Genomic DNA, 925 nt, shown 5'->3' with positions numbered 1-925 from the left:
GCCTCCCGTCCGTCAGGCGCGTCAGCGGCGCGCCAGCGGTCGGTTCAGAGCTGCTCGCCGAGGAAGTCCGCGTAGGACGGCTCGTCCCACGTCGGCCCGACCGCGCGGAGCGTCTCGTCCGCGCCACCGAGGCGCGCGGCGAGCAGGCCGGCGATGTCCTCGGGCGAGCGCATGCCGTGGCGGTGCCAGTCCTCCTGGCGACGGGCGGTCACGCGAGCACCAGCTCGACGACGGAGACGGCCAGCGGGCCGCGGGGGGTGCGGGGTGAACCGACGAACAGTTCGGCGGGGTGCGAGAACACGTGGACAGTGGCGGTCACGTCGACCAGCCCTTCGTCGGAGTGATGCGCACTCCGGATCCGATCGGACCGTCCCGTTGCGCCAGACCCCGCAGACCGCGAGGAGCATCAAAGGCGACGGAACCCTGAGTCGGTCCGATGTCCCCCAGCGTACTGTCGCGCGACCGTCGGCACGAGAACCGTCCGGAACGCGCACCGGGCGCCCGTCGCCACGTCCTCATCGGATCTCGGACGACGCCGAGCCGTGACCGACGCCGCCCCGGCCGGATCGCCGTCGCCCCGGTACGGTGGGCGGGCACACCCGTACCCCGAGGAGCCCCATGCCCCTGTTCGGCACCCCGCAGCCCCCGCACCCCGACGCACCGCCGAGCCAGGTGGCGAAGCAGTGGTCCGACTCGTTCGGCGCTCTGGCCACCCGCTGCCTGCAGATCATCGTCGTGCTCGTCGTCGTGATCGGCATCGTCTACGCCGCCGCCACGCTCAGCGTCGTCACGATCCCGGTGCTGCTCGCCCTCATCATCGCGTCGGCCATGCACCCCGTCGTGTCCTGGCTGCGGCGGCACCGGGTGCCGTCCGTCCTCGCGACCCTCGCGGTCCTGATCGGCGTGCTCGTCGTGCTCGGCCTCG

Annotated in this window: 1 protein-coding gene and 1 pseudogene; one reads left to right on the top strand and one right to left on the bottom strand. The window is 73.0% G+C overall.

What is annotated here, in order from left to right; translation table 11 throughout:
* Positions 1-44: 44 nt before the first annotated feature.
* The gene (locus tag BIV03_RS20005) at positions 45-212 is read right to left on the bottom strand and encodes a hypothetical protein (protein WP_156794831.1); all 168 of its coding nucleotides are present in this window, start codon (positions 210-212) and stop codon (positions 45-47) included.
* A gap of 406 nt (positions 213-618) precedes the next feature.
* Between BIV03_RS20005 and BIV03_RS18110 the strand changes: the two are divergent.
* A pseudogene (locus BIV03_RS18110) lies at positions 619-925 on the top strand (AI-2E family transporter); the annotation flags it as partial.

This window comes from Curtobacterium sp. MCBA15_016 (assembly GCF_001865105.1).
Lineage (GTDB): Bacteria > Actinomycetota > Actinomycetes > Actinomycetales > Microbacteriaceae > Curtobacterium.
The sequence above is the reverse complement of the archived record's forward strand: the minus strand, read 5'-3'. Positions and strand labels throughout refer to the sequence as shown.